Here is a 20,061-nt window from a genome sequence, read left to right on the forward strand (position 1 = left end):
CCTCGGCCCGAATTGCTCGCTATCAAATGGCCGGAGCCTCGCCCGCATAGGCGCGGGCGATGAGCGCGCGGATGCCGTCGTGCTCCAATGGTTGGGGGTTCCAGTACGGGTTGGCCAGTGCGCGCTCGGTCGCCACCTCGACACCGTGTTCTGGCATGCCGATCTCTCTCAGAGACCTCGGCGCGCCGATCCGTCCCGCGAGTTCGAAAAGCGCCGCAGCGGGGTCCTGGTGGCCAAGCACGTCCCGGAGTTTTTCGATCACCTCGGGGATAGCGGGTGCGTTGTAGGCGAGCGCGTGCGGCAGGACGACGGTGTGGGTCTCCGCATGTGGCAAATCGAACGAGCCGCCCAGCGTGTGGCAGAGCTTATGATGGAGAGCCATGCCCACCGAACCCAAACAGATGCCGGAGAGCCACGCGCCATAGAGCGCGTCGGCTCGCGCGTCGCGATCGGCTGGATCGTCGTGGATAAGCGGCAGCGACCGTGCCAAGGCCCGGATCGCCTCCAGCGCCATCAGCGACACGACCGGGTTCCGCTCCTTCGCGTAGAGAGCCTCGACCGCATGGGCGATGGCGTTCATGCCGCTGGTGCCCGACATGCCGACAGGAAGGGTGAGGGTGAGGTCCACATCGTAGATGACGACCTCCGGAAGAATCTTCGGGCTGCTCTGCGTGACCTTCTGCCCGTCCTTGGTCTCGCCAAGGATCGGGGTCATTTCCGATCCGGCATAAGTGGTCGGGGCGACGATCTGAGGCAGATCGGTCCGCAGCGCGATCGCCTTGGCCAACCCTGTGGTCGATCCGCCACCGACTGCGATCAGGCCGTCGACGTTCTTGTCGGCCACGACCCTCATCGCGTCCTCGGTCACGTCGACGGGTGTGTGCATAGTCGCTTGGGAATAGACACCGACCGAACGCGCGCCCAGAAGCGCGGAAAGATTCTCCGCATCCTCGGCCTGCGGCGGCGTCGCCAGTACCAAGACCCGCTTCAGCCCGAGACGATCGACTTCCGCGGGAAGCTGGGCCAACGTTCCTGACCCGAAAATCACTCTGGCCGACTGGCCGTTATAGACGAAAGACTGCATGTCGGTTCCTCGAATTCCGGCCTCGATCGGACCGGACCTCCTGCGTTCCTAGCGATTGTCGACGCGCTTCAAGAACGGGTTGATGTCCACTTGCCGCCAGACATTGGCGTGGGCGAACGGGTCGTCGTTGTTGAACGCGATCACGTCGTCGATCTTGTCGGCCTCGAAGACGAAGAGCGAGCCGATCATGGTCTCGCCGTCATCGGCGACAAGCGGTCCCGAGATTATGGTCTTCACCTCGCCCGCGGAGAGATACGCCTTGTGGGCGTCGTAGTGCGCCAGGCGGCGTGGCAGGCCATCCGCATGGTCAAGGCAATGAACCGCAAAGAGCATGGACTTTTCCCTTTCATCGTCATCGCTCTCCCTCAAAGGTCAGCTCGGAGGGAGCGATAGCGGCTCGCACGCCGCGACCGAGCCTGCGTCGATCACTTCCCGTTGGCCGGGTAGCAATCCTTCACGTTGTCCTTCGTAATGATCTCATGCGGCAGGAAGCGGGTCTTCTCCACCGTCTTGCCGTCGAGGACGTCAGCGACGGCCTGGGCGGCGTAGACGCCATCGTCGATCGGCGACTGGAGCACGCTCGCATACTGCGTGCCGTTCTCGATCGCGGTGATGCCCCGGAAAAGGAACTCACAGATAGATTGGTCGCCGAAGAGAACGTTGTCGAGCACCGAGAGGTCCGGAATGATCGATAGCTCTTGATGGACGATCGAGATCAGCCGAGGGTCGGTTCGGCGGCCGCCCTTGAGTGGGACGCCGTCGACTGTGATTTCTCCCTCCGTCGGGGCGGCAAGACCACCGAGAATCTTGACCAACGTCGATTTGCCGGCTCCGTTTTCCCCGCACAGCCCGTGGATTTCGCCCGGCATCAGGTCGAAGTCGACACCCTTCGGAGCGACGACTCCGCCGTAGGTCTTGCGGTGGCCTCGGACGTTCAGGACCGGCGAAGGCATGAGGTCTTGGGACTGCGTGATCGTCGTGGTCATAGGTTCCTCCTCCGCCTTCACGCCTCAGTCGGTGCCTGCATGCGCGCTGACGCTCTTAAACGGGGAATAGTCGACTTGGTGTCGGGCGATCCGGACGTCCTTCAGGGAATCCTTGACCCGCAGGTGCGCGGGATGAGTGGCGTAGCGCTCAAGGGACGCTTCGTCCGTGAACTCGGAATAGAGCACGACATCGCAGGCGTAATCGACGCGAGAGAAGTCGATGCCGACCTCAAGGAACAACAGTCCGGGGATTTCCCCGCGGAGGCTCTCGAACTTTGTCTTGAGATCAAAGGCGGCGGCCTGCTTTTCTTCGGCGCTTTCCCCACGGACGTCCCACATGACGATATGCTTGATCATCGATCTACTTCTTGATTTTTGAGTTGCGGACTGCCGGAGGACCGGCTCGGTTGAGGTCTTGGGAAATCACGTTTCCCGACTGTAGGGGCTCGACGCCTGCTTAGGCAGGCGCAACAAGGCCGACCAAAACAAATTGAAGCTCATGAAATCCTCCCAACGGCTGTTTCCTCCGCCGTGGGTCGAAACTTAGCTTCCTGAACTTCGGGAAAAAGACCTCACAAAGGGAAACACTTTCCCGCTCGGCGCAAGAAACAGCCCGGCTGTGTGCTACGCTATGCAGCGCCGTTAAACGGACGCCGCTTCCGTTCCGAGAGTGCGGGTGGGAGGAAGATCGGGCTATTTCTACGTCTACGGAAATCTGGGCTGGAACCAGCGAAGCCTGGCCCCACCCACGCATTAACGGCGGCTGTCATTTCGATGTCGACGGCGGTGAAAGAAAGAGCAGCGAACTACCGTCACACGTCCCAAACGGGGCACCAATCGCCCTTTACCAGTCGCATGCCCTTCTCGAGGCCCTCGATCCGTTTGATCTCGGCCGGCGTCAGCGTGATCTTGCGGGCTTCGAAATTCTGCGTGATGCGGCCCCTCTTGCTGGAAGACGGGATGACGACATGCCCCTTGGCGATCAGGAAGGCGAGCGCGATCTGGTCGCTGGTAGCGCCGCGGGCCCTGCCGATCTCTTCGAGAATTGGGTCGCCGACGACGGCGCCGCGCGCGAGCGGTGAATAGGCCGTGACCGCGATACCGAGCTCTTGGCAATAATCGATGATCGGCCGGTTCTGCATATAGACATGGCACTCCACCTGGTTGGTCGTGATCGTGCGGCTGCCGAGCAGGCGGATGCTTTCGTCGATCAGCGCTTTGGTAAAGTTCGAAACGCCGATCTGCCTGGCAAGGCCGGCATCGAAAACCTCGACGAATTGGCCGAGATAATCGGCAAGCGGATATTTGTTATGCGGCGACGGCCAGTGCAGGAGCAACAGGTCGACCTGGTCGACGCGGAGCTTTTCCAGGCTTTCCCTGACCGACGGCATGACGGCTCCAGGGCCGTAATTGTCGGGTTTCACCTTCGCGGTGATGAAGATTTCGTTGCGCGCCACGCCGGCGTCCTTGATGCCGCGGGCGACATCCTGCTCGTTGCCGTAGCCCTGGGCGGTGTCGATGTGGCGGCATCCGGCTTCGAGCGCCCAGATGACGCCCTGATGGGCTTCATCGGCCGAGCGGTTCCATGTGCCGTACCCCATCTGCGGGATGCCAGCGACCATTGCTTCTTTCGTCATGATCTCTTCCTATGCCGCAATCCAAAACGTTACTGTGCGTCTGAAAAGCCGCGCGGCGTTATCGTCAGAAACCGGCGACGTGCAGCGATTTGTAGGGGGCTTCAAGCGCCTTGACGTCATCACCGGTGAGTTCGAAGTCGACCGCGGCGATCGCATCTTCGAGATGGCTCATCTTGCTGACGCCGACGATCGGCGAGGTCACGACCGGCTTCTGCAGCACCCAGGCCATCGCGACCTGCGCCATGGACGTCTTGCGCGCCTTGGCGACGGCTTCGACGGCCTCGACGACGTCCCGATCGCCGGTCTTCTCGTACATGCTCTTGTTGTAGCGGTCGGTGGTGGCGCGCTTGGTCTCGGTGCCCCAGGGACGGGTCAGCTTGCCGCCGGCAAGCGGGCTCCACGGAAGGACGGCGATACCCTGATCGCTGCAGAGCGGCAGCATTTCGCGTTCTTCCTCGCGATAGGTGAGGCTGACCTGGTTCTGCATCGAAACGAACTTCGTCCAGCCGTTGACCTCGGCTGCATGCTGGAGCTTGGAAAACTGCCAGGCCCACATCGAGGATGCGCCGATATAGCGGGCCTTGCCGGCGCGCACGACGTCGTTCAGCGCCTGCATGGTTTCTTCGACCGGGGTGAACGGGTCGAAGCGGTGGATCTGGTAGAGATCGACATAGTCGGTGCCGAGGCGGCGCAGGCTGTTGTCGATTTCGGTAAGGATCGCGGCGCGGGAAAGACCCTGGCCGTTCGGCCCGGGACGCATGCGGCCGAAGACCTTGGTCGCCAGCACGGTCTCCTGGCGGGGCGCCAGTTCCTTGAGCAGGACGCCAGTGATCTCTTCGCTGGTGCCCTGCGCATAGACATTGGCCGTATCGAAGAAATTGATGCCGGCATCCCATGCGCGCTTGTAAAGTGGCCGCGCCTCTTCGAGCCCGAGAACCCACGGGCGTTCGTCGGTCTGCTTGCCAAAGGACATGCAGCCGAAGCAGATGCGGCTGACTTCAAGCCCTGTCTTGCCAAGTCTTGTGGTCTTCATGGTCTTTCCTCAAAGTTGTTGATCGGCGGAGCCGGAAATGCGCCTCGCGGCATCATGCGCCGGTAACGTATTTTCGCCAGTTGTGTTCTTCCTTGAAACCCAGCACCTCCCGGATCTTCCGGTTCGAGAGCGGCGCTTCGAATTCGCCGAGCTCCCGGAGGATCGGAGTGTTCGGCGCCCATTTGTCGAGGAAATCCCGCGTTGGCTCGCTTGCCGTGATCGTGTCGTTGACGGCATTAAAGACCTGGAAACCGAGGCCGTCGGCCTGCAGGCAAAGATCGACGATCTGCCCGAGATCGCGGGCATCAATGTAGCTCCAGGCGTTGCGCTTGCGCGATAGCGGATCGGCAAGGAATCCCGGAAAACGCTCATATTCATGCGGTTCGATGACGTTGGCGATCCGCAGGGCGTAGATGTCGATGCCGCTGCGCATCGCAAAGGCGCGGGCCGTCTTCTCGTTGACGACCTTGGAGAGCCCATAGCTGTCCATCGGGTCGATGTCATAGTCTTCTTCGAGCGGAAAGGAATGGAAATCCTTGTCGCCCTCGGCAAAACAGACGCCGTAGGTCGTTTCGCTGGACGCGATGATCACCTTCGGAATGCCGAGCTTCACCGCCGCTTCAATGACGTTGTAGGTCGAGATCGCATTGACCAAAAAAGTCTGGTTGTCGGGCTTGAGCAGCAGGCTCGGTATAGCGGCGAAATGCACGACGGCATCGACCTTGGCCGGTCCGCCCGGCGCCTGCAGACCCTCGCCGCTGAAATGCATCGACAGGGCGTTGAAGGTCTGGCCGCTATCGCTGAGATCGGTGATCAACGTCTGCACGCCGGGGCAGTTCAAGGGAACGAGGTCGAGGTTGCGGACCTTGTGTCCCTTCCCCACCAGATATGGAACCGCATGGCGGCCGGCCTTGCCGCTACCGCCGGTAAAGATGATCCGCTTGCTCATGTGATGTGTCCGCTTCCTGATGAAGGTTCGATGGAAGCGGTACAACGCGGGAGAGCGATGAATCAATAGAGTGGAAATCACTGAACCGATGAGCCTGGCTCATCGATTGGAAACAGCCGCTAAAATCCGTTCAAGCCGCGAACGATCTTGATCAGCGCGTCGACGCCGAAGGGAAGCTGCCGCCGGCTGGAATAATACATCGAAAACGGCGGCCCTATCGATGCCCATTTGGGAAGGACGACTTCCAGGCGGCCTGCGGAAACGTAGGGGCTTGCCAACCGTTCCAGGCAATAGCACAGCCCGGCGCCTTCCAGAGCCGCATTGATGGCAAGATCGGTTTCGCCTGATATCAGCGCTCCGGGAACGTCGATCTCGCGCCGGTCATCGCCGCGTTCGAATTCCCACTTGTAGATCTGGCCGCGGCCCGTCCGTATCCGGATGCAGTGGTGGGAATTGAGGTCCTCCGGCATGACAGGGCGACCATGACTTCTGAGATAATCAGGGGCAGCGACCGCGACCCACTTTAAAGGAGGAGTGAGAGGAACTGCGATCATGTCTTCCGGGATGGTGCCGCTGTACCGGATACCGGCATCGAAGCCGTCCGCGGTGACATCGATGAACTGGTCATCCACGGCGACCTCAAGCTCGACATTCGGGAAGCGTTGCTGGAACACCGGAATGGCTGGCCGCAAAAGCAGAACGGCGGCATCTTTCAGAACATTGATGCGAATGCTGCCGGCGCCACCTTGATAATGTCCGTTCAAGTCCTCCAATCCGGAGTTGATAAGCTCGAGCCCAGCAGAAATCTTCTCGGCGAGGGCTGTTCCGGCAGCGGTTGGTGCAACGCTGCGGCTGGTTCGATTAAGGAGGCGAACGCCCAGCCGTTGCTCAAGCGTCTTCATGCTGTGGCTCAGGGCGGAAGCCGTTACTTCCAGGTGATCCGCCGCTTTCCGAAAACTACGGTACTGGACTATCGCGAGAAAGATCGTCAGTTCGTGAATTTCATTGCGCTTGAACTGCATGTTGATCTCAGGAGGCTAGTTTGGCGATGCTTCGCAACTGGTCTTAAAGGCTCTAGCTCGTTCGGTGCAACTCAGCGCCCGCATGCTGCTTTACCGGCACGGATCCTCCAATGCTGATCACAGAATTACCCGGTATCGTAGCGCCTTTCAATCTTCGACAATGGTAATCGAAAAGGCGAGGGCGCTCTACGACCTGATGTCGGAGCGCCCCTGAGCTGCGTTGGCCAATGTTGCGATGGACCATGGCAGCATACCGATGACGAGATTCGGAACAGATTGCAACCACCGCCATCGCAATCGCGGCGAAGCCAAGTGGTGCCGCGCTCGTAATCCTTAAGGCCGAGCATCCAACATTCGCGGTTCATTGGCCGAGGCGAGCCAGGCCGCAGCGCAATTTTCTCGGACGTGCTCACGAGATCAGAGAGATATCACTCCTGAAACTACACCAAATTCTCAGGCGCCTGGAAAGTGGCACCAACAAGCAGCTGAAAGGTGGTCCGGCACTGCTCAGCCGAACAACGGTTGCGCCGAGCGCTCGCTTACAATCGTAATTCCGGACGGGATCCCAACCGGATCTCGTAGGCTGAATGCTTCAATCGCTCGAAACTGGCGGGCGCGGGGCGTTGAAAGCGGCCGCGATAGTGGTTCGGGCTAACGCCGATCGTTCGCGCAAACGCGCGGCGCATCGCGTTGACGTCGCTAAAGCCGCACATGGCGGCGATCTTTTGTAGCGGCTGGGCGGTATCCTCCAGCAAGCGGCGGGCCGCATCGGTTCGCGCCGCCGTGACGAAATCAGCCGGTGTCATGCCGAGCTCACGGCGAAATACTCGGGCAAAATTGCGTTTGCTCATGCCGATCTTCTGCGCAAGATCATCGACGGCGAGCGGAGCGCCGAGATTTGCCAGCACATATTCCTGCGCCTTCTGGATCAGCGTCGTTTCCGACATCTGACCGACGAGGTGGGCGCTGAACTGCGATTGTCCTCCGGGACGCTTCATGAACATCACCATGTAGCGGGCGACGATCATCGCAATGTCGCGCCCGTGATCCTCTTCGACCAGCGAGAGCGCCAGATCGATGCCCGAGGTGACGCCCGCCGCCGTGATGAGCGCGCCGTCGCGGATATAGATCGCGTCGGGATCGAGATCGATCGCCGGAAAGTCCCTGGCGAACTTGTCAGCACATTCCCAATGCGTCGTCACCTTCTTTCCCTCGAGCAGCCCCGCCGACGCGAGCAGGAACACGCCCGTACAGATCGACCCGAAGCGTCGCACCGTTGGCACCCGCCGCTGCAGCCATGCAATGACGTCCGAATCGATCGTCTGGAATGATGGGTCGCCAGCGACAAGCAGCGTGTCGATCGGCTCGTCCGGGTCGAAGATCGTCCGGTCGGCCAGGAACCGAAGCTGGCCCGTTCCGCTCACGGACGGCGCTCCCGTCGACATGATCTGTATGTCGTATGCGTCCATATCGCCAAGCCTTCGGGCGGCTTCCCAGAAGACCTCGGCGGGACCGACGATATCCAGAGACTGGACCCCGGGAGGGGAAAGAATAACGATGCGCATTGCCTTGACCCCTGTTGCGATGCGGATCCGGAAATGCCCGCATCTTCAATCCATGCAATTAGCCTGCCAGCTCACGAAAGACCGCGGCGGATCTGCCGGCTGTCGAGATGGAAATTCCAATGTGCCGGCGCCTCACTCGCCTCGATCTTCTGCCGGGCGGCGCCGAGCAAGGCAGCGGCGTTCTGCTTGGCGAAGGTAAGGCATTCGTCCGGTGAAAGCTTGGGACCGAGCAATGTCCGCAGCGCAAGCCGGTGGATGAAGCATTGGCCGCCATTTCCGGCGGCAAACTGGAGTGCGTCGATATCCTCGCGCCATATGAGGTGCAACTCTTCCACCCTATGCCTCGAAACGCCGGAAGAACGTGCCTGTCAGCGATCCAAGCAGCGCCCAGAAGACGAGGCTGGTCATGGCGGCGGCAGCGATGAACTGATGCTCCAGCGTTTCGGGAGCGAGCGCATGCTGGCCCTCGGGCGCAGCCGGCGCACCGATTACATGCGGAGCAGCGATCAGCACGATGGCAGCGACCGCTGTCCATGGCTTCCTGTGAAAGGCGATCAGGGCAAGGCCGCAGGCCGTCGCAGCCGCCGTCGCTATCCACCAGACCTGCCGGTCGGCAAGCGGCGCCGATGGCGTGCCCGGCAGTTCGGGCGGCAATCCCAGCATCGGCGCGATCATCACGCAGGCAAACCCCGCCAGTCCCCATATCAACCCCTCACGCCAGCCGAGCGCCTTGCCGCGCATCGAGATCAACCCGGTCAGCGCCAGCGCATAGCCGATGGCGGTGAGAATATTGGCGGCCAGCGTGAAGGCCGTCCGCTCGAGACCATCGGCGGGCTCCCAACCTCCCTCTTCATGATCATGTTCGGCCATCGCCGCATGATCGTGTCCGGCGGGAACAGCGGCTGCGGCGTCTGCCGCCGGCAGTACCTCACCCGCCTTCTCGTAGACTTCAGCCTTGACGATGAGCTGGCTCGTGCCGAAGAACTGGACGGCCGTGACAGTGGTGCCGACGATGCTGCCGACGAGCACCGCGGTGAAGACGATCGAGCGAAAAAGCGACATTGTCATTCTCCTCTCAATGGCACGGAAACGCGTTGGCGTGGCGTGTGTCATGCGCAGCATTGTGGACGACTTCGATATGCGAAAAGCCGACAAAGCCGACGATCATTAGGCCGAGGCAGGCGGCAATCGCCGACTGAAGCAGCCTGGTCGCGGAGGCCGTGGCAACAGGTGCCGAGGATGAGACGAGAGTGGGCGTGGACATCGGAAAACCTTTCAACTTGGCGCGTTCGGCGCCGATAACATGTTGACTGAAGGGCCAGCGCATAACCCCGAAAATCGGAATCGGTTTTCGGAAAGGACTATGCGCCAATTCAAAGTGATAGAGCATTGGCGCGTCCAGGTGGACGCGTGGTGCTCCATGCTGATCAGGCCGCGAAGGCGGCCTTGATCTCGTCTGCGTCGATGACGCCGGATTTCACCACGGCCTTTTCGAGGGCGGCCAGGAACTGATCGTAGTAGTTCCAGGAGGATCGATCGACCGGGTGGGCGGCCTCCCAGGCGCCGATCGCGCCGATCAGCTCGTCCCGGAACTCGTCCCATTCGAAGAAGCCGTCCTTAGCGAGCGCAAGCGCCATGCCGAAGGCCTTTCGCTCCCACTCGCTGCCGAAGCAAAGCGAGCCGTTCGCCCGCGGCGGATTGTCGGTGCTGCCCATCATCTCGGTGACGGCGAAATGCTCGAATTGCGTCAGCACGGCGCCCTCCTCACGCTGCCCTGGCGACGGCGACACCCATCATCGCTTCCGGGGTGACAAGGGCCTCGAGTTCGGCTTCGGAAAGCCCATCCGTGCCGGCCGGGCGTTCCGGCACGACGAACCAGCGGATCTGGGCGCTGGAATCCCAGACCTTGATCTCGACCGCATCGGGAACCGCGAGCCCGAACTCCGTCAGCACGGCGCGCGGCTCGCGGGCGGCGCGGCTGCGGAAGGTCGGGTCCTTGTACCAGTAGGGCGGCAGGCCGAGCACCGGCCAGGGATAGCAGGAGCACAGCGTGCAGATGATGAGGTTATGGACATCGGGGGCGTTGGCCACCGCGCGCATGTGCTCGCCCTCGGCGCCCGCCATGCCTTCGGGCAACTGAAGCTCGGCGATGGCCTTCGGCGTGTCGGCGACGAGCCTGTCCTTGAACGTGGGGTCGACCCAGGCGCGCGCGACGATCTTTGCGCCGTTGAACGGCCCCATCTTGGTCTCGAAGAAATCGAGGACGGTATCGACGGTTTTGTCGGTGATCACGCCCTTCTTGATCAGCAGGGCTTCCAGGGCTTTGACGCGGGCGGCACTGTAGGCTTCCCGGTCCTGGCGATAGTGAAAACGGTCCATCATAGTTGTTCGCTCCTTGACTAGCGGCTCAGGCGGCCTTCGAGGCTTCGGCGGCTTCCGGTGCCTCGACATAGTGTGCGTAGAGATCGGCGTAGAGGCTGAAGTTCCTCTCAGCATTGTCAGGCCAGAGGTCGCTCGGTTCGAAGCGAACGCAGTAGACCGGCATCGCCGCGCCGACGCCGTCGGGGCCGGTGTCGCAAAGATAGGTGTAAGCGCCGTCATAGACGGTCTCGATCGTTCCGAACTTGTTGCGGAGAAAGCCGGGCAGCCTCGTATGCTCGACGGTCGGCACATTGCGGATCGCCACCGTATCGCCGACCTTGAATTCGAAGGTCACGGCGACGTCGCGCTTGGGGCTGTCGCCTTCGACAAGATATTGCACGACGCGCTGGTCGATCGCCTCATCGCCGGCTCCGGGCAGCGGCTTCGACGGCTCGTTGTAATATTCCTCAGTCAGCGCATCGAGCTCTTCGGCGGTGATGTAGCCGTTGTCGACGAAGTATCCCGATATCCCGCCGAGCCACTTCTCGTAATAGCGAAACTTGAAGTAATCGAAGGGATTGAGGGACTCCGCCCCCTTCCTGAGATCCGCCCAGGTCCAGATGGTCTTGAATGTCGACGGCGTCTCGGGAAGCGGAAGCTGCGGCGAAAGGGCCATCATCGCCGTATGGATGCCGAAGATCCTGGTCTCCCAGACATCGACAAAGATGCGCGTTTCGGTGCTCACTGGACCCAGCCCCTCAAGGCCGCCAAGATAGTGCTGAAGTTTCATCGGATCGTTCCTTTATGAAGTGGCGAGGGAGATGATCAGGCGGTCGCGGATTTCTTGCCGGCCAGAAGATGGGTTCCGATTTCCGATATCAGGCCGAAGACACCGCCGAGCAGCATCGCCGCCATGGCGACGAGGGTCGGATGATTGAGACCTGCGGTGACGATCGTCGTGTCCGTTGCCGCGCTGGTGCCAACGAGCGAAGCGAAGCCGAAGACGATCGCCGGAGGAAAGCTCAGGATCGGGATGGCCGAGACGAGGATCATTGCCGCCGTGCCGGCGCCGACCAGGATCGCGGCGAAGATCGGATGGGCCGGGCCATATTGGATGATCAGCAGGGTGATCGAGGCGATCCCGATGCCGGTCCAGTTGGAGACGATCGATTTGACCAGTCCCTGATTTCCACCGCCGCAGGCGAAGAACGAAGCCCAGGCGATGAAGGTGACCCACACGGGAACGGGAAATATCGTCGCGGTGATATAGGTGTCGATGGCACCGAGCACACCGAGGCTGATCATTGCGGCAACGAGCGGGGGCATGGGTCTGTCTCCTTGTTGAGGGTTGGGCGGATGCGGATCAGGACGCCAGCGCGCGGGGCTGGCTGAGGCAGCTCATGAAGCCGTCGCGAAGCATCGCCTCGTCGAGGTTCCTACCGATGAAAACGATTTCGTTAAGCCGCGTTTCCGAAGGTGCCCAGGCTTTCCCCGGGCGTCCTTCGAGTGTCATGTGCACGCCGTGAAAGACATAGCGGCGCTGTTCGCCTTGAAAGTGCAGCACGCCCTTCATGCGGAAAAGGTCCGTGCCGATCTCTTGAACCAGGCGATTGAGCCAGATGTTCAGCGCCGCCGGATCGAGCGGGCCGAATTCCTGGATCGCCACGCAGCCGATGCTCTGGTCGTGCTCGTGTTCATGGTCCTTGAGTATATCGGGATCGATCGCCAGGATGTTCTTGAGATCGAAGGCACCTACGTCGAGCACCGCGGAGAGTTCGACCTTGCAATCGCTCGTTCGGATGATCCGGGCGAGCGGATTGATCCCGCGCAGATGCTGCTCGGTGGCGGCCAGATCCTCGGCACTCTCCAGATCGATCTTGTTGAGCAGCAGCACGTCTGCGAAGCTGATCTGCTCCATCGCCTCGTCCTGTGAAAGCTGCTGCTTCACGTGGCGGGCATCGACGACGGTCACGATCGCATCGAGCTGCAGCCGTTCGGCGAGCGTTTCGTCGAGAAGGAAGGACTGGATGACGGGCGCCGGATCGGCAAGACCCGAGGTCTCGATGATGATGCGGTCGATCGGCCGGCCGGAGCGCAGCAGTTCGCCGATCGCGGAGATGAGATCGCCTCTCACGGTGCAGCAGATGCAGCCATTGTTCAGCTCGATGATCTCGTCGGTCGTCGGCACGACAAGCTTTCCGTCGATGCCGACCTCGCCGTACTCGTTGACGATCACCGCCACGCGCTCGATTCCGATCAAGGTCAGTAGGTGATTGAGAAGCGTGGTCTTCCCGGCCCCGAGGAACCCGGTCAGAATTGTCGTCGCAAGCTTTGTCATGGCCTCATCCCTCGGCGTTCGGACGCGCCTACCATCCCAGTCGGCTGACCGAGGCGAAAAGGCGGCTATGTTACTGTTTGCGGGTCCGATGCTGCATTGGCGTCGATCGAACGAGAGGAATTACAATGGTAATGCCGCCAGGAGGCAATAGGGCCGACGTCTCATATTCGGCCAAAGAAATTGCAAAAACTGCCAAAATGATGGGCGTTTTTGGATATGAACAAAAATTGTGCATATAGTCTATTAATTGATCTTGTTGCATTTTTTCGATCATCGGCGAGCTCGGGCTGGAGTCTATCGGATATCGTTTCGCTAGGAGGCGAGTGCCGCGTCCGCGTCGCTTGCGAAGGAGAGCGTCACGCTACGCGAGCTGATTGGCCAATTCAAAATGGGTGGCGGAACGGGACAACAAGTCTCTGCCTTCCGTAAGGCTGCATAGCCAGCCGGCATCGATCGGATATCCGACTCAGACCGACTTCGAGCAGGCGGGACAGCGCGTCGGCGAATATTTGTCGCAGGACCGGAATTTTTCAGACGACCGCGTGATGCGTCGGCAGGATGGCGACCTCTCTTGGGTGCGGGTTCGTGGCTTTACCTACACACCGGAAGAAGCTCACTCCCACACGCTTTGGGTCTTCACGGAGATTGCCAAGAACGAGACGCCCGGCCAATCACTGCGCACCTCGCTGACACCTCGAGAACGGGATATCGCAGCTTTGATGTTCGAAGGAAAAACAGGCAAGGAAGGGGCAAGGGCGCTCGATATCAGCCCTCGTACTGTGGATGTTTATCGGAGGCGTTTGCTCCGGAAGTACGACGCGCCCAACGGAAGCGCTCATACAACTCCTTTTGCAGGGATAGCCTTCAACAATCGAGAGGCGGCCGTCATTGGGGCGTTCTCGAAGAGCCATCGCCTATACAAGTTCACGTGCTATAAGTTTGCATCGTCAGCGAAAAAGAAAAGAACTCGCTGGCGTAAGCGCTCGCCTTGAATTTTTACATGGAGATTGCATGCTCTCGCAGCCGCAGCCTTTATACGAACAAATCAAACTCCATGTGCTAGAACGAATCGCGGATGGCACGTTCCGCCCCGGCGCGAAAATACCAAGCGAAAACCAGCTTGCCGCCGAGTTGGGATCATCTCGATTGACCGCCCATCGCGCGCTGCGCGAGCTGACCGTCAGCGGTGTGCTACAGAGGATTGCCGGCGTTGGAACGTTTGTTGCTCCGCCCCGGGCTTCGTCTACTTTCGTGCTATTGCACAATATTGCGGACGACATACGAAACCGCGGAGAAGTCCTATCGATTCGCGTGCACGCCGTCGAGCAGACAAGTGTCCCGCCCGACATTGCGCAGCGAATGGGAACAAGAGCTCGGGTTCCCGTCTTCCACTCGCTTATCGTCTACTGTGCAAACGGCAGCCCGGTGCAACTAGAAGACCGATTTGTATCTCCTGTCTTTGCTCCCGGCTATCTCAACCAGAACTTCACCAGTTATTCCACGACAGACTATCTTCAGTCGATCGCGCTTCCAACGCGCACGGAGAACGAAATCCAGGCTGTCCTTCCAACTGCCAAAGAAGCACAGCTTCTGGAACTCAACGAGAGCGATCCTTGCCTTGTTGTCACGAGAAAGACTTGGGTCGGTGATGATGTCACAACATTCACACGTTTCATCCATCCGGGGACCCGCCATACTTTCATCACTCGAGATAGCCGCTGATGACCGGCACGAAGGCGGAAGCTTTGATCTTGGAATGAGCGCTGCTGGCCATCCAAATCCAAGATCCGGTGCATCGACCGGGAAGACCTGGCGCCCGTGGTAGCGCATTTGATCCAGTCTGTGGCGCGTCTTTAAACGGCCCCATCCTCCAATCGCACATTTTATGTGCAATTCAGCATAAAGACTAAAAACTGGTCTTGCCCGGTTGCGCGTCCCTCACTTTTATGTAACCTATATATACAGGTACATATAGGTATGGTGAGCCAGGTTGATCACTTTCGAAAATGTGACGAAGCGCTATCACGGCGATGTTGTGGCGGTGAACGAACTGTCGTTCACGGCGCCGACCGGTAAATTGACGGTGCTTGTCGGGCCGTCCGGATGCGGCAAGACGACATCGCTGCGCATGATCAATCGTCTCGTGGCTCCGAGCTCCGGCACGATCCGGCTGGGCGACGAGCCGACATCGCGGATGGATGAAGCGGTGCTTCGCCGTCGGATCGGCTATGTCATTCAGCATGCCGGCCTCTTCCCGCACCGGACGATCATCGACAATGTCGCGACGACCGCCCGTCTGAACGGCACGCCGAAAAAGCAGGCTCGCGCGATTGCGCTGGAACTGCTCGAGCGTGTCGGTCTCTCGCAGGGCTTTGCGGATCGCTATCCCTGGCAGCTTTCGGGAGGGCAGCAGCAGCGCGTCGGCGTGGCGCGCGCCTTGGCGTCCAATCCCAAGTTCATGCTGATGGACGAGCCCTTTAGCGCCGTCGATCCCATCGTCCGCACACAGCTTCAGGACGAGTTCCTGCGTCTTCAGCGAGAAATGGGCAAGACCATCATCATGGTCACCCATGATATCGACGAGGCGCTTAAGCTCGGCGACCAGGTCGCCGTCCTGCGCGTCGGCGGCGAGCTCGCTCAGATCGCGACGCCGCAGGAGCTGCTGACGAAACCGGCCGATGCCTTCGTCGCCAATTTCGTCGGCCGCGACCGAGGCTATCGTTTCCTGGGTTTCGTCGGCGCCAATGGACGGCTGGCTGTCAAGACCGAGCCGACCGTGCGCCTCGGCGATACGCCGGAAGCAGCGCGAGGTGCCACCAAGGATCGGTGGCTGCTTGTCACCAACGAGCGCGGAGAGCCCCTTGGCTGGACGGAACCGGCAAGCCTGCAGGGGCCGATCCGGATGGGCGACCTCAATCTCAGCGGCACGCTCGCTTCGGCTGACGGCTCGCTACGACAGCTTCTCGACGCGGCTTTGAGCTCGCCCAGCCGCCGCGGTGTCGTCGTCGACGACAAGGGCCAGCTGATGGGCTGCATCGGGGTTGCGGATCTGGTTGTGCTGCTCGACGGATCGGAAGATCCGGCGGCTCCGGTGAAGGGAGCGGACCATGCGGTTTGACTGGCTGCTGCGTGAGTCCGGGAACATTGCCAACCTGTTCTGGTGGCATGTCGGTCTTTCCGTCATTCCCGTCATCGCCGCCCTCATCCTTTCGCTGCCGCTTGGATGGCTGGCGCATAAGAGCGGGCTGTTCAAATCGGCGATCCTTGGCGTTGCCGGTCTGCTCTACACCATCCCGTCGCTCGCGCTCTTCGTTCTTCTGCCTCTGGTGCTCCACACGAAGATCCTCGATCCGCTCAACGTGGTCGTGGCGCTGACGGTCTACTCCCTTGCCCTGCTTGTCCGCACCGTCAGCGACGGCCTTGGCGCCGTCCCCCCGGATACGCTGCAGGCCGCGACCGCCATGGGGTATCGGCCTTTACAGCGGTTTTTCCTGGTCGAGTTGCCGATTGCCGTGCCTGTCATCGCGGCGGGCCTGCGCGTCGCGCTCGTCTCCAATGTCAGCATCGTTTCCGTCGCGGCATTGATCGGGACGCCGCAGCTCGGGCTGCTGTTCACGCAAGGTCTTCAGCTTCGGTTCGTCACGCCGCTGATCGCCGGCATCGTGCTTTGCCTGTTGCTTGCCGTTGTCCTCGACGGTCTGGTGATCCTGCTCAATCGTTGGCTGACGCCCTGGCGGCCGAGAAAGGTGTGAGCTGATGATCGAATGGTTTCTCAACCCAGCGCAGTGGCACGGTTCGGAGGGCATCCCGAACCTTCTCGCCCAGCATCTGGAATATAGTTTCATCTCTCTTTTCATCGCAGCGCTCATCGGCCTGCCTGCAGGCCTCTATGTCGGGCATACCGGCAAGGGGACATTCCTGATCGCGGGGCTTGCGAACGCCACGCGCGCCTTGCCGAGCCTCGGCCTGATCGTCCTGCTCGTCATCCTCGTCGGACCCTATTTCAAAACGGACCTGGCCTATCTGGTACCAAGCATCGCTGTCCTGGTGCTGATTGCGGTGCCGCCGATCATGATGGGCGCCTATTCCGGGATCACCTCGGTGGATCCGGCGGCTGTCGATGCGGCCAGAGGCATGGGATACAGACCACTCGCCTTGCTGCTCACCGTCGAGTTTCCCTGTGCATTGCCGCTGATCTTTTCGGGCTTCCGCAGTGCGGCCCTGCAGGTGATTTCGACAGCGACAATCGCTGCCTACGTCTCGCTTGGCGGCCTCGGCCGGCTCATCATCGATGGCCGCGCCCAAAACGACTACATGCAAATGGCCGCTGGCGCCGTTCTCGTGGGTGTTCTCGCCCTGATCGTCGACCTGTTCTTCGGCCTCGCCTCAAGGATCGCAGTCTCGCCCGGCTTGACGCGCCGGACTGTGAAAGGCGTCGCCATCCGGCGCCAGCTTGCAAACGAAAAACAACGGAACAGCTAGGAAGAACGATGATGATAAAGCGAAACATGCTTGCAATCGGCGCTATTGCCATTTCTGCCCTTCTCACGGTCGCTCCGCTGGCGCGGGCTGAAGACCCCTTGTCCTCGAGCACGCCACGCTCGGATGCCGATACGATCATCGTCGGATCCGCGGACTTCCCGGAAAGCCAGCTTCTTGCCAAGATCTATGCCCTGGCGCTCGCTGCCAAGGGCATGAAGGTGGACACGAAGCTCAATATCGGCAGCCGTGAAGTCTACATGCCGGCGCTGCTCGACGGCTCGATCGATCTTCTTCCCGAATATGCCGGCGCGACGCTGAGCTATCTCGACAAGAACGCGACCGCGCACGCTCCGAAGGATGTCGTCGAGGCGCTCGGCAAGGTGCTGCCGAATGGCGTGTCGATGCTGACCGCATCCGATGCCCAGGATTCGGACGTGCTTGCCGTCACCGAAGAAACCGCCAAGAAATACTCCCTGACATCGATCGAGGATCTGAAGCCGGTCGCCGGCGAACTCATCCTCGGCGGTCCGCCGGAATGGAAGACGCGCAAGGAAGGCGTCGTCGGGCTGAAGGACGTCTATGGCCTGGTATTCAAGGATTTCAAAACCCTTGACGTGGCGGGTCCGCTGACTCTTTCGGCTCTGACCAACGGTCAGGTTCAAGCCGCTGATATGACCTCGACCGATCCGGCGATGAAGGCGAGCAAGCTCGTCGCGCTGAAGGATACGAAGAACCTGTTCCCGGCGCAGAACATCCTGCCGATCATCGCCACCAGCAAGGTCAACGACAAGGTCACCGCGACGCTCAACGCCATCTCCGCTGCGCTGACGACCGAGGACCTGATCGAGATGAACGGCCGCCTCGCCAATCAGGAAAGCTTCGACACCGTTGCCGGCGATTGGCTGGCGAAGAACAAGCTGAACTAATCGATATCACGGCGGCCGAGCCATGTTCGGCCGCCGGACCTGAATAAAGGGAAGTAGAGGGGCCGCTTGTCTCCAGACGGGGAAGGCTGGCGTCCGCCCAAGGAAACCGGAAATGCCGCACAGCAACAAACGTTCACAGAACTCCGCGACCGTTCGGCTCGGCGCGTCGCCGACCACGATCCAGGAAATCGCGGACATCGCCGCCGGAGCAAGAGTGACCCTTTGCCCCGATGCAGTAGACGGCATGAGCAAAGTTCAGAGTCTTCTGTTCCAAGCCATTGAGACAAACAGGCCGATATACGGCCTGACGACGGGGGTCGGTGACCTCTACACCGTGAAGCTTCAACCCGAGGATATTTCCCGTGCGCAGCTCAAAATGCTGCTCAGCCATGCGAGCGGCATGGGTACGCCGCTTGATCCGCCGGCCGTGCGCGCCATCATGGCGACGATGATCAAGGCGCTCTTGCAGGGTTGCAGCGGCGTCAGCGCCGGGCTGGTGCAGACCATGAGCGAGATGCTCAATCGCGGCGTCATTCCCTGGTCACCTGCGAAAGGTTCGGTCGGCTATCTGATCGCAACCTCGCATATCGGTCTCGTCATTTTCGGCGAGGGACGCGCCTGGTACGAAGGCGAGTTGCTTTCCGGACGCGAGGCGATGACCCGCGCCGGTATCACCATCAAGGCTCCCGGTCCGCGCGAAGGACATGCGCTGATGAGCGGCACCTATGAGATTACCGGCATCGGCGCGCTTGCCGTTCATCAGGCCGAGCAGTTGGTGGCGATCGCCGATGTCGCCGGCGCCATGAGCCTGGAGGCACTGAAGGGCAACAGCCGGGGCTATGACGAACGCCTGCAGCGGATGCGGCCGCATCCTGGACAGGTCGAGACGGCGAGCCGGCTGCGAAACCTGTTGTCGGATAGCGAGGTACTGGCGAAGCATCGCGATCATCGCCTTCAGGACGCGCTCAGCCTGCGCTGCATTCCGCAGGTCCATGGCGGCGTGCGCGATGCGCTCGCCTATTGCCGCGATGTCCTGACCATCGAGATCAATTCGGTGACTGACAACCCCGTTTTCGTCATCGAAGATGAGGAGCTTGTGCCTCTGCCCGGCGGCAACGGCCATGGCGCGCCGACGGCGCTCGCGCTGGATGTGCTGGCGATCGCAATCGCCCATGTGAGCACCATGTCGCAGGCAAGGTCCGACCGCCTGACCAACGGCCATATCAGCGAGCTGCCGCCTTTCCTCATGGGCGCGAGCGGCGCCAATTCCGGCTTCATGATCCCGCCTTATGCGGCCGCTGCCATCGCCGGCGACAATCGCAGCCTTGCGGCGCCGGCTTCGGTCCATACGGTGAGCACCTGCGCCAGCCAGGAGGACCATGTGAGCATGGGCGTCTCCGCCGCAATGCAGGCGCGCACAGCGGCCGACAATCTCGCGGATATCCTGACGATCGAGCTCATCTGTGCCGCCCAGGGGCTGGAATTTCACCGGCCTTTGCGGCCGGGCAGGGGCACGGGTGCGGCCTATGACGCGATCCGGCAGGTCGTTCCGCCGCGCGACAGCGACCGCGCCATGTATCCGGAATTGCAGGCCGTCCGCGACCTTATCGACAACGGCACTATCGCCGGGGCCGTCGACCGTGCCCTCGCAGTCAACGTTTAAGAGCTTGGAGACTTC

24 protein-coding genes and 1 pseudogene are annotated in these 20,061 nt (G+C 61.0%); 7 read left to right on the plus strand and 18 right to left on the minus strand.

Translation table 11 applies throughout. The features are described from left to right. Window positions 1-22: 22 nt before the first annotated feature. From ELH03_RS35095 to ELH03_RS35175, 18 genes and pseudogenes are all read right to left on the minus strand, one after another. Window positions 23-1,084, minus strand: coding sequence for a maleylacetate reductase (locus ELH03_RS35095; RefSeq protein WP_130767524.1), 1,062 nt, complete (start codon window positions 1,082-1,084; stop codon window positions 23-25). Between the two features lie 48 nt (window positions 1,085-1,132). Continuing rightward, window positions 1,133-1,417, minus strand: a complete 285-nt coding sequence (locus tag ELH03_RS35100; protein WP_130660179.1) for a YciI family protein — start codon at window positions 1,415-1,417, stop codon at window positions 1,133-1,135. A gap of 92 nt (window positions 1,418-1,509) precedes the next feature. Further along, window positions 1,510-2,070, minus strand: coding sequence for an ATP-binding cassette domain-containing protein (locus tag ELH03_RS35105; RefSeq protein WP_130767525.1), 561 nt, complete (start codon window positions 2,068-2,070; stop codon window positions 1,510-1,512). Between the two features lie 24 nt (window positions 2,071-2,094). Further along, on the minus strand, window positions 2,095-2,427 hold the full coding sequence (locus ELH03_RS35110) for a Dabb family protein (protein WP_130767526.1): 333 nt from the start codon (window positions 2,425-2,427) through the stop codon (window positions 2,095-2,097). Window positions 2,428-2,882: 455 nt separating this feature from the next. After that, window positions 2,883-3,707: an aldo/keto reductase gene (locus ELH03_RS35115; protein WP_130767527.1), complete on the minus strand. Its 825-nt coding sequence runs from the start codon at window positions 3,705-3,707 to the stop codon at window positions 2,883-2,885. A gap of 64 nt (window positions 3,708-3,771) precedes the next feature. Beyond that, entirely contained in the window at window positions 3,772-4,740 is a 969-nt protein-coding gene (locus tag ELH03_RS35120) for an aldo/keto reductase (protein WP_130767528.1), read from the minus strand. Between the two features lie 52 nt (window positions 4,741-4,792). Next, the gene (locus ELH03_RS35125) at window positions 4,793-5,689 is read right to left on the minus strand and encodes an NAD-dependent epimerase/dehydratase family protein (protein WP_128404984.1); all 897 of its coding nucleotides are present in this window, start codon (window positions 5,687-5,689) and stop codon (window positions 4,793-4,795) included. A 119-nt stretch (window positions 5,690-5,808) separates the two neighbouring features. After that, window positions 5,809-6,453: a LysR substrate-binding domain-containing protein gene (locus tag ELH03_RS35130; protein WP_245461808.1), complete on the minus strand. Its 645-nt coding sequence runs from the start codon at window positions 6,451-6,453 to the stop codon at window positions 5,809-5,811. A gap of 72 nt (window positions 6,454-6,525) precedes the next feature. Continuing rightward, window positions 6,526-6,711, minus strand: a pseudogene (locus ELH03_RS38380) (LysR family transcriptional regulator); the annotation flags it as partial. 539 nt (window positions 6,712-7,250) lie between these two features. Further along, entirely contained in the window at window positions 7,251-8,276 is a 1,026-nt protein-coding gene (locus ELH03_RS35135; RefSeq protein ID WP_128404982.1) for a GlxA family transcriptional regulator, read from the minus strand. A 71-nt stretch (window positions 8,277-8,347) separates the two neighbouring features. Next, window positions 8,348-8,611, minus strand: coding sequence for a hypothetical protein (locus tag ELH03_RS35140; protein ID WP_128404981.1), 264 nt, complete (start codon window positions 8,609-8,611; stop codon window positions 8,348-8,350). Between the two features lies 1 nt (window position 8,612). After that, window positions 8,613-9,338, minus strand: a complete 726-nt coding sequence (locus tag ELH03_RS35145) for a CbtA family protein (protein WP_130660174.1) — start codon at window positions 9,336-9,338, stop codon at window positions 8,613-8,615. Window positions 9,339-9,351: 13 nt separating this feature from the next. Beyond that, entirely contained in the window at window positions 9,352-9,540 is a 189-nt protein-coding gene (locus ELH03_RS35150; protein ID WP_164902185.1) for a CbtB domain-containing protein, read from the minus strand. A 163-nt stretch (window positions 9,541-9,703) separates the two neighbouring features. Beyond that, window positions 9,704-10,030 (minus strand): nitrile hydratase accessory protein, encoded by a 327-nt coding sequence (locus tag ELH03_RS35155; protein ID WP_130660173.1) that lies wholly within the window; start codon window positions 10,028-10,030, stop codon window positions 9,704-9,706. Between the two features lie 10 nt (window positions 10,031-10,040). Continuing rightward, window positions 10,041-10,658 (minus strand): nitrile hydratase subunit alpha, encoded by a 618-nt coding sequence (gene nthA / locus ELH03_RS35160; protein WP_130660172.1) that lies wholly within the window; start codon window positions 10,656-10,658, stop codon window positions 10,041-10,043. A gap of 25 nt (window positions 10,659-10,683) precedes the next feature. Next, window positions 10,684-11,427 (minus strand): nitrile hydratase subunit beta, encoded by a 744-nt coding sequence (gene nthB, locus ELH03_RS35165; protein WP_128404976.1) that lies wholly within the window; start codon window positions 11,425-11,427, stop codon window positions 10,684-10,686. 35 nt (window positions 11,428-11,462) lie between these two features. Then, the gene (locus tag ELH03_RS35170; RefSeq protein WP_105008789.1) at window positions 11,463-11,963 is read right to left on the minus strand and encodes a DUF1097 domain-containing protein; all 501 of its coding nucleotides are present in this window, start codon (window positions 11,961-11,963) and stop codon (window positions 11,463-11,465) included. A 37-nt stretch (window positions 11,964-12,000) separates the two neighbouring features. Further along, complete coding sequence (locus ELH03_RS35175; RefSeq protein WP_130660171.1) at window positions 12,001-12,975, minus strand: CobW family GTP-binding protein; 975 nt, start codon at window positions 12,973-12,975, stop codon at window positions 12,001-12,003. Window positions 12,976-13,349: 374 nt separating this feature from the next. Here ELH03_RS35175 and ELH03_RS35180 point away from each other — a divergent pair, with 374 nt between their 5' ends. The 7 genes from ELH03_RS35180 (at window position 13,350) to ELH03_RS35210 (ending at window position 20,046) form a co-directional block, all read left to right on the plus strand. After that, window positions 13,350-13,967 (plus strand): LuxR C-terminal-related transcriptional regulator, encoded by a 618-nt coding sequence (locus ELH03_RS35180; RefSeq protein WP_197729813.1) that lies wholly within the window; start codon window positions 13,350-13,352, stop codon window positions 13,965-13,967. A gap of 19 nt (window positions 13,968-13,986) precedes the next feature. Continuing rightward, complete coding sequence (gene hutC, locus ELH03_RS35185) at window positions 13,987-14,697, plus strand: histidine utilization transcriptional repressor HutC (RefSeq protein WP_128404974.1); 711 nt, start codon at window positions 13,987-13,989, stop codon at window positions 14,695-14,697. Window positions 14,698-14,965: 268 nt separating this feature from the next. Continuing rightward, the gene (locus ELH03_RS35190) at window positions 14,966-16,093 is read left to right on the plus strand and encodes an ABC transporter ATP-binding protein (RefSeq protein WP_128404973.1); all 1,128 of its coding nucleotides are present in this window, start codon (window positions 14,966-14,968) and stop codon (window positions 16,091-16,093) included. Next, window positions 16,083-16,727, plus strand: a complete 645-nt coding sequence (locus ELH03_RS35195; protein ID WP_128404972.1) for an ABC transporter permease — start codon at window positions 16,083-16,085, stop codon at window positions 16,725-16,727. The genes ELH03_RS35190 and ELH03_RS35195 overlap by 11 nt, the downstream gene beginning before the upstream one ends. Window positions 16,728-16,731: 4 nt before the next feature. Next, window positions 16,732-17,457: an ABC transporter permease gene (locus tag ELH03_RS35200; RefSeq protein WP_128404971.1), complete on the plus strand. Its 726-nt coding sequence runs from the start codon at window positions 16,732-16,734 to the stop codon at window positions 17,455-17,457. An 8-nt stretch (window positions 17,458-17,465) separates the two neighbouring features. Then, the gene (locus ELH03_RS35205) at window positions 17,466-18,383 is read left to right on the plus strand and encodes an ABC transporter substrate-binding protein (protein ID WP_245511923.1); all 918 of its coding nucleotides are present in this window, start codon (window positions 17,466-17,468) and stop codon (window positions 18,381-18,383) included. 112 nt (window positions 18,384-18,495) lie between these two features. Next, window positions 18,496-20,046 carry an HAL/PAL/TAL family ammonia-lyase gene (locus ELH03_RS35210; protein WP_130807005.1) on the plus strand — a complete coding sequence of 517 codons (1,551 nt, stop codon included), beginning with the start codon at window positions 18,496-18,498 and terminating at the stop codon, window positions 20,044-20,046. Window positions 20,047-20,061 lie beyond the last annotated feature (15 nt).

Origin of the sequence: Rhizobium beringeri (assembly GCF_004306515.1) — a bacterium.
Classification (GTDB): Bacteria; Pseudomonadota; Alphaproteobacteria; order Rhizobiales; family Rhizobiaceae; genus Rhizobium; species Rhizobium beringeri.

Excerpts from the sequence above, each read along its gene's own strand:
- ELH03_RS35200 (WP_128404971.1), top strand. The coding sequence starts at position 16,732 with ATGATCGAATGGTTTCTCAACCCAGCGCAGTGGCACGGTTCGGAGGGC.
- ELH03_RS35170 (WP_105008789.1), bottom strand. The coding sequence starts at position 11,963 with ATGCCCCCGCTCGTTGCCGCAATGATCAGCCTCGGTGTGCTCGGTGCC.
- ELH03_RS35175 (WP_130660171.1), bottom strand. The coding sequence starts at position 12,975 with ATGACAAAGCTTGCGACGACAATTCTGACCGGGTTCCTCGGGGCCGGG.
- ELH03_RS35150 (WP_164902185.1), bottom strand. The coding sequence starts at position 9,540 with ATGTCCACGCCCACTCTCGTCTCATCCTCGGCACCTGTTGCCACGGCC.
- ELH03_RS35125 (WP_128404984.1), bottom strand. The coding sequence starts at position 5,689 with ATGAGCAAGCGGATCATCTTTACCGGCGGTAGCGGCAAGGCCGGCCGC.
- ELH03_RS35135 (WP_128404982.1), bottom strand. The coding sequence starts at position 8,276 with ATGCGCATCGTTATTCTTTCCCCTCCCGGGGTCCAGTCTCTGGATATC.
- ELH03_RS35095 (WP_130767524.1), bottom strand. The coding sequence starts at position 1,084 with ATGCAGTCTTTCGTCTATAACGGCCAGTCGGCCAGAGTGATTTTCGGG.
- ELH03_RS35110 (WP_130767526.1), bottom strand. The coding sequence starts at position 2,427 with ATGATCAAGCATATCGTCATGTGGGACGTCCGTGGGGAAAGCGCCGAA.
- nthB (WP_128404976.1), bottom strand. The coding sequence starts at position 11,427 with ATGAAACTTCAGCACTATCTTGGCGGCCTTGAGGGGCTGGGTCCAGTG.
- ELH03_RS35195 (WP_128404972.1), top strand. The coding sequence starts at position 16,083 with ATGCGGTTTGACTGGCTGCTGCGTGAGTCCGGGAACATTGCCAACCTG.
- ELH03_RS35120 (WP_130767528.1), bottom strand. The coding sequence starts at position 4,740 with ATGAAGACCACAAGACTTGGCAAGACAGGGCTTGAAGTCAGCCGCATC.
- ELH03_RS35210 (WP_130807005.1), top strand. The coding sequence starts at position 18,496 with ATGCCGCACAGCAACAAACGTTCACAGAACTCCGCGACCGTTCGGCTC.
- ELH03_RS35145 (WP_130660174.1), bottom strand. The coding sequence starts at position 9,338 with ATGTCGCTTTTTCGCTCGATCGTCTTCACCGCGGTGCTCGTCGGCAGC.
- ELH03_RS35115 (WP_130767527.1), bottom strand. The coding sequence starts at position 3,707 with ATGACGAAAGAAGCAATGGTCGCTGGCATCCCGCAGATGGGGTACGGC.
- ELH03_RS35100 (WP_130660179.1), bottom strand. The coding sequence starts at position 1,417 with ATGCTCTTTGCGGTTCATTGCCTTGACCATGCGGATGGCCTGCCACGC.
- hutC (WP_128404974.1), top strand. The coding sequence starts at position 13,987 with ATGCTCTCGCAGCCGCAGCCTTTATACGAACAAATCAAACTCCATGTG.
- ELH03_RS35105 (WP_130767525.1), bottom strand. The coding sequence starts at position 2,070 with ATGACCACGACGATCACGCAGTCCCAAGACCTCATGCCTTCGCCGGTC.
- nthA (WP_130660172.1), bottom strand. The coding sequence starts at position 10,658 with ATGATGGACCGTTTTCACTATCGCCAGGACCGGGAAGCCTACAGTGCC.
- ELH03_RS35205 (WP_245511923.1), top strand. The coding sequence starts at position 17,466 with ATGATGATAAAGCGAAACATGCTTGCAATCGGCGCTATTGCCATTTCT.